The sequence below is a fragment of the Bacillus sp. BF2-3 genome (genome assembly GCF_008368795.1).
GTDB classification, from domain to species: Bacteria; Bacillota; Bacilli; order Bacillales; family Bacillaceae_G; genus Bacillus_A; species Bacillus_A cereus.
Genome location: NZ_QOSA01000048.1, coordinates 21,344 through 28,304 on the forward strand (window position 1 = coordinate 21,344; position 6,961 = coordinate 28,304).

A 6,961-nucleotide genomic window follows, 5' to 3' on the forward strand; every position below is an offset into this window, starting at 1 on the left:
GTTGAAATTATTGAGAAACAGTAAGGTTGGTACAAAACTAAACATACTAATAGGCATATCAAGTATTGCCTGTATAGTATTATCCCTAATAGGATTTTGGGGATTAGAAAGAGGAAAGAGTGCTTCTTCTAATATGTATGAAGATAATTTAAAATCAGTTGATTGGATAGGAACGATAGAATCTAACTTTTATCATGTTAATATGAATTTTATGGAAATAATGGTATCCAAAGATGAAAAAAGAATGAACGATTTGATAAAAGAAATGGATGGAATTCGTAAAGAAAATGATCAGTTATTAAAGCTGTTCGAAACTAAAGTTATTTCTAATAAAGAAAAAGAGCTATTTAGCAAATTTCAGGAAGAGTTTCATGAATTAAGAAAAAAGATGAAAAAGGCACAAGAATTAGGGAAAGCTAATAATGAAGAAGCCTACACTTATTATCTAAAAGAAATCGAACCTAATATGCAAAAAACAATTCAGTCCATTCGTGAACTAATCGTATATAACAGTAATAATGCAGAGCAGTTACAACAAGTTAATAATAACAGTGCTCAAAATACAATGATAATGTTTGTAGTCCTTTCAATTTTAGCGATTATCGTAGTAATATTCATCGGATATCTTATTAAGTTAATCATACGACAACCACTATTATTATTGCAAAATGATATGAAGAAAGTAGCTGCAGGTAATTTAACAATACGTACTTCTTATAAAGCAAATAATGAGATAGGAAATATTGTACAGTCTTTTAATAGTATGTTAGATAATCTACAACAATTAATTGCAAGTGTTAAATCGACAACACAAGAAGTTATTTCTTCTACAGATGGTGTTTTACAAGATACAAAGCGAGCATCTAATATTTCGAATGAGGTTGTTCAGACAATTTCTGAAGTAAAAGAAAAAATAGCAGGACAGGTAACTAGTATTCAAGAGAGTTCATCTTCAATGGATGAAATAACAATTGGTGTGCAAACAGTAGCTGAGTCTTCAGCTGTAGTTGCTGAGGTAGCAGTAACTACTACAGAACAAATACACATTGGTAGTGATGTGATAAAGCACTCAATTCTTCAAATGAACAGTGTTCATGATGTCGTGGAGGAAACATCAAAAGTAATAGATAGACTTGTTACACGTACACAACAGATTGATACAGCATTGGATGCAATTACTAATATTGCCGAGCAAACTAACCTTCTTGCCTTAAATGCTGCTATTGAAGCAGCACGTGCTGGAGAGAATGGGAAAGGGTTTGCAGTGGTTGCAGCAGAAGTGAGGGATTTGGCTGAAAAGTCTAAAGAATCCGCGAATGAAATTAATCATTTAGTCAAATCTATTCAACAAGATACTCAAGACACAGTTCATGTCATGCAAAAAGGAGAACAAAAGGCAGCAAAAGGAAAGGAAGCAGCCCACCAAGTAGATCAAACATTCTCATCTATTATGAGAGATATTGACAAAATCACAAGTCAAATTCAAGAAGTCTCTGCAGCAACAGAGGAGATGTCTGCCGGTACAGAAGAAGTAAATGCGTCTCTTTCACTAGTATCTGATACTTCAACACAAATAGAAAGAGAAACAATTCAAACAGTACAATCAATTCAATTACAAGCAGTTTCAATTCAAGAAATTTCAAATCAATCTAACAAAATGAAAGAAAAGGTGAATGCATTAACAGAATTGCTTTCTAAATTTATTATTGAAGAGCAAAAAAACGAGAAATAAAATATATAATAAAGAAATACAGATCCTTAATTAAGGACCTGTATTTCTTTATTATGACTAACTGTAAGTTGTGAAATAAATTTCTATTGTGTAAACAATTGTGAACAGAATTTTAATTTTTTGTTTTATTTATTTTTTCTGAATAATACATATTGACAAAACAATAGTAGCGATATAGAATTGGTTTTGTTCACCGGTGAACATTATGTAGGGTTTTTTGTTAGTATTATTTTTATACACCATTTCTAACATCAAGATATTCTATCTCTTTTTTTATGTAGTTTGAAATATTATTGGTTACTTAAAATCAATAAAACAGTTTATATTGATAAAATTATTTAAAGGGATGATTGTATGACGAATGCTATAGCGGTAAGAAATGTACGAAAGTTTAGTTCTCAACCCTTATCTACTAATTGTGCTGAAATATTAAAACGTAGTAAGCATGCAATAATAGGTATTAGTCCGTTTAATAGTAGATTTTCTGATGAATATATTAATAGACTCATTGAATGGGCATTACATACTTTTGAGGATGTTAGTGTTTTATTAGCTGGAAAAGAAGCTGCAAATTTACTTGAGGCTCTAGGAACTCCAAAAGGTAAAGCGGAAAGAAAAGTTAGGAAAGAAGTATCTCGAAATAGAAGATCAGCTGAAAAGGCACTTAAAGAGCATGGTGGTAATGTAAATGCTATCCATACTTTTTCTGATTTTAATGACAACAATGCATATAGCTGCATGAGGGCAGAAGCAGAACATATTTTTTTAAGCGAAACTGATTTTCGAAATGCTTGCTTAGAAATGTCACATGCAGCTATTTTAGGTAGGGCAAGGGGTACTAATATAGATATTGATCAAATATCAAATGACATGCTAAATATTGCAGTAGAATATGTAATTGCAGAACTCCCATTTTTCATTGGCGGAGCTGAAATTTTAGGAGCTCAAGAAGCTGTACTTATTTATCATAAACCATGGGAGCTTGGTGAACAGATAGTTCGAAATGATTTTTCTATCAAGATGAAACCAAATCAAGGATATTTAATGGTTCAAGAATCGGAAGATATATCTTAGCAAATAGTAAGTATCCATTACAAGGGGGAAGTAATATGTCAAATACTATGCAAACGGTTAATATATTAACAGAGGAATTTCAAGAAGATCCATATAAGTATTTTTCATACCTACGTCAGAATGACCCAGTACATTATGAACCTGAGATTGATAGTTATTTTATTAGTAGATATCAAGATGTCCGTAATATATTGAATGATACTGAAACATTTACAACAAAATCATTAGCTGAACGTGCTGAACCAGTAATGCGTGGACCAGTATTAGCACAAATGCGTGGAAAAGAGCATGTAGCGAAAAGAAAAATTGTTTTAAGAAGTTTTATGGGAGATGCTTTACAAAAATTAATGCCTTTAATTAAAAAGAATGCAGAAGATTTACTATCTCCACACCTTCCAAATGGAAAGATAGATTTAATTAATGATTTTGGCAGAACATTTGCTGTTTATGTAACAATGGATATGATTGGATTAGATAAGAAAGATCATAAGAAGATAGGAGAATGGCATAGTGGTGTAGCTGAGTTTATTACCAGTATAAATCAACCACCAGAGGCAAAAAAACATTCTCTTTGGTGCAGTGAACAGTTGGCTAATTATTTAGAACCAATTATTAAAGAGCGACGATTAAACCCACAGGAAGATTTAATTTCTAAATTATGCAGTGCTAAATATGAAGGAATAGCTATGACTGATACTGATATTCTAGCATTGATTTTAAATATATTATTAGCTGCAACAGAACCTGGTGATAAGACTCTTGCTTTATTAATTTATAATTTAATTAACCAACCGAAACAACTGCAAGATGTATTAAGTGATCGTTCATTAGTACCATTAGCTATTGCAGAAACTTTACGTTACAATCCACCAGTGCAATTGATCCCACGTCAATTGTCAAAAGATACGGAAATAAGTGGTATCCAACTATCCAAAGGAACTACGGTATTTTGTATGATTGGTGCAGCGAACCGTGACCCTAATGCATTTGAAAGACCTGATGAATTCAACATTTATCGTCCGGATCTTGATATTAAAAAGGCATTTAGTGGTGCTGCAAGACACCTTGCATTCGGATCAGGTATTCATAATTGCGTAGGGGCAGCGTTTGCGAAATCAGAAATTGAAATAGTTGTAAATGTAGTCTTAGATAATATGAAAAATATTAAATTAGAAGAAGATTTTAAATATGTTGAAAAAGGACTTTATACACGTGGACCTATTTCCATGCCTATTCTTTTTGATAAGTTAGTTTAAAAAAACATGGCTATTTTAGTTATTAATATAATTCAATTTTTACTAAGGGGCTAAAACCCCTTAGTTTTTCTATTTTTATGAGAAGGTCAACATATATACCTTCTAAGCTAATATAACAAAAAATTAAATACATTGTTTCCATGCTTCTAAAAATTTTGTTACAACTTGTAACTCGGAATCATTAAATTGTTGGAATAACGCACTGTAACGCTCATGTGCAATTTTGTGTAATTTTTTATGAACAATGGCTAACTGTATTCCCTTATCAGTTAAAGTATAAAAGATTTCCTTCTTATTATCTGTATTTTGATGCGTCAATAAAATTTTATTATCAATAAGAACGCGAATAGCTTTAGAGATGGTTGCTTTAGAAATATTAAGTTCCGTAGATAGTAGAGTGTTATTCATTTGTTGTTTGCTCTCATGAATAACCGAAACAATATGTAGTTGCGTGAGAGTCCAATTTTTATTTATATTTTCATATTCACTAACTAATTCTTTTATCATCTCTTGAGATGCATATTTTTTCTTTTCTCTTGTTATGACAAAGTCTTCAATAGCTTTTAAGGTTTGTTCATGGACAAAATTTGTCATAATAATTTCCCCTATCTAGAATTATTGTTTACCGGTTAACAATATAAAGTTTACCAGTAAACAATAATCAGGTCAACAATTTAAAAAAGGACTTTTATGCATTGAAACTAACTCTTTAATATAATTTAATATAATACGACTTTATTAGGGTAAATTATGAAAAATAGATACATTAAAGGTTCTTACATAATTAGTTAAATTCCAATTTAGCAATTGACAATTGCTAAACGAGGATATAAAATCAAAATAGTTTACCGGTAAACAAAAAATAAAATAGACAAAGAAGGGTAGAAACATTTAAATGAATAAGGGCATAAAACAGAAAATTTACGATAATTATCTACATTTGTTACATCTCAATGAACAAAAGGCAGATAAGGATATTGAGACTTTTTTTAAGCAAGCAAAAATGGAAGAAATAGAACATGTACCGACAAATATGACAAGTATACACGTAATTGCCTGTATTGGTGAGAATCAACCAATAAATAATATTACAATTGCAAGGAAAATGAATTTATCTAAAGCGAATATCACAAAAATTAACACCAAATTAATAAAAGAAAATTTAATCACTCGTTTTCAGTCAGCTGATAACAAAAAGGAGGTATATTATCAACTTACTCCGGCAGGACAATCACTTTGTGAATTACATCAGAAAATTCATGACCAGAAAGAAAATGAATTTTATCAGTTCGTTGATTCATTTTCTGAAATTGAACAAAACGCAATATTGAAGTTTTTACAAAATATAAACGATAAAATGTTGGGGAAATAAATTTATTATAACTTAAATAAATTAGCTAATTATTAATAATCTTTTAGGAGGGATAGCATGAACCGTGTTAAATCAAGTGCTTCTTTTCTTTTATATTTGTTGTGTATTAGTGCTTTTTTCGCTTCTTTAAATCAAAATATATATTCTCCAATAATCCCCATAATTCGGGATTCATTCCAAGTATCTATAACGATGGTTAACTTTTCCGTTTCCATATTTATTTTTATTACGGCAATTATGCAAATTGTTTTTGGTTCTATAATTGATTTTAAAGGTGCTAGGACTATTCTTATTCCGAGTATTATTTTAACAATTATAGCGAGTATTGGTTGTGCAATTACAAGTAACTTTACAGTATTTTTAATATGTAGAATTTTACAGGCTGTAGGGACAGCTGCAATACCACTTATTGCCGCAACTACAATTGGTACTGTATTTCAAGGAGAACAACGAGGAAGTGCAATGGGTACATATCAAACCATGTTATCCATTGCACCTGCTGTTGCACCAGTGCTAGGAGGTTTTATTGGGGAAAAATATAATTACCCAGGTGTTTTCTGGCTACTTGTAGCAGTATCTGTAATTCTATTTATAACTAATTGGATATATTTCCCTAATGATCGTGTAGGAAGTAAAAAAGAATTGAGTGGGAAAACACTTATATCTCACTATGCTTCTATATTTAAAAGCAAAGTGGGCAGTTCCATATTAATATTAAGTTTCTTTGCATTTTTTCTTTATTTCTCCTTCCTTGTTTACTTACCAATTTTATTAACTGATCATTATCAATTAAGTTTACAGGTAGTGGGTTTACTTTACTTACCAATGGCTATTAGTTTAATAATTGGCAGCATGACTTTTAAAACAATTCAATCAAAAATTTCACAAAAAAAGCTTTTTATAGCTGGAAATGTAGTATTAGCTTTGAGCGTTATACTATTTGCTGTGACACACTCGAAAACTTTAATTGGCGTAACAGTTGCTTTAATTCTTCACGGAATATCAATTGGTATCCTTACTCCTTTATTTGCTACTATGATTGCAAATGAATTTGAACATAATAGAGGAAGTGCAATGGGAATGTTTAACTTTATTAGATATATGGGAATGGCTGTAGGACCTATTGTTTCGGGGGTATTATTAGCACATTTCAATCCTACAGTTGTATTTGCTCTTTTTGGCGGATTTTTTATCTTTCTCTCTTTTGGTATGCTTATACGGATTAGTAAGAAATCTATTAAAATTGTACCAAAACAAGAAAATCTAAAATAAGAAAATGATTCCATCATAAAGAATTAATAGTATATAAACTATACAGTTAAATTATTATCCATAATAAAATTAAGGTATTGTTTCTTTTGTAATTTTGAATAAGGTAATTAGAAATTTCAATAAGAGAAATTATATTTAGTTAAGTAATAAAAAAGTGTAGAAGGGTTTTATTTCTACGCTTTTTTATTTTGGGGTATTTCGGAATTCTTAGGTTGACGGGTATGTGGTGCTACCCCACATCCATCAACTTAAGGA

Annotated in this window: 6 protein-coding genes; 5 read left to right on the forward strand and 1 reads right to left on the reverse strand. The window is 30.6% G+C overall.

Annotation, left to right across the window (positions count from 1 at the left end; translation table 11 throughout):
* Position 1: 1 nt before the first annotated feature.
* From DN401_RS26395 to DN401_RS26405, 3 genes are all read left to right on the forward strand, one after another.
* Entirely contained in the window at positions 2-1,732 is a 1,731-nt protein-coding gene (locus DN401_RS26395; protein WP_149288049.1) for a methyl-accepting chemotaxis protein, read from the forward strand.
* Between the two features lie 354 nt (positions 1,733-2,086).
* Positions 2,087-2,806, forward strand: coding sequence for a tRNA-dependent cyclodipeptide synthase (locus DN401_RS26400; RefSeq protein WP_149288050.1), 720 nt, complete (start codon positions 2,087-2,089; stop codon positions 2,804-2,806).
* 35 nt (positions 2,807-2,841) lie between these two features.
* Positions 2,842-4,062 (forward strand): pulcherriminic acid synthase, encoded by a 1,221-nt coding sequence (locus DN401_RS26405; protein WP_139020091.1) that lies wholly within the window; start codon positions 2,842-2,844, stop codon positions 4,060-4,062.
* A 123-nt stretch (positions 4,063-4,185) separates the two neighbouring features.
* Here the strand turns inward: DN401_RS26405 and DN401_RS26410 are convergent, their stop codons facing one another.
* Positions 4,186-4,656: a MarR family transcriptional regulator gene (locus tag DN401_RS26410; protein ID WP_139020090.1), complete on the reverse strand. Its 471-nt coding sequence runs from the start codon at positions 4,654-4,656 to the stop codon at positions 4,186-4,188.
* Positions 4,657-4,957: 301 nt separating this feature from the next.
* Here DN401_RS26410 and DN401_RS26415 point away from each other — a divergent pair, with 301 nt between their 5' ends.
* Together DN401_RS26415 and DN401_RS26420 are read left to right on the forward strand one after the other, a co-directional pair.
* Positions 4,958-5,434, forward strand: coding sequence for a MarR family transcriptional regulator (locus tag DN401_RS26415; RefSeq protein WP_139020089.1), 477 nt, complete (start codon positions 4,958-4,960; stop codon positions 5,432-5,434).
* A gap of 57 nt (positions 5,435-5,491) precedes the next feature.
* On the forward strand, positions 5,492-6,706 hold the full coding sequence (locus DN401_RS26420) for an MFS transporter (RefSeq protein ID WP_149288051.1): 1,215 nt from the start codon (positions 5,492-5,494) through the stop codon (positions 6,704-6,706).
* The last annotated feature ends 255 nt before the right edge of the window (positions 6,707-6,961 follow it).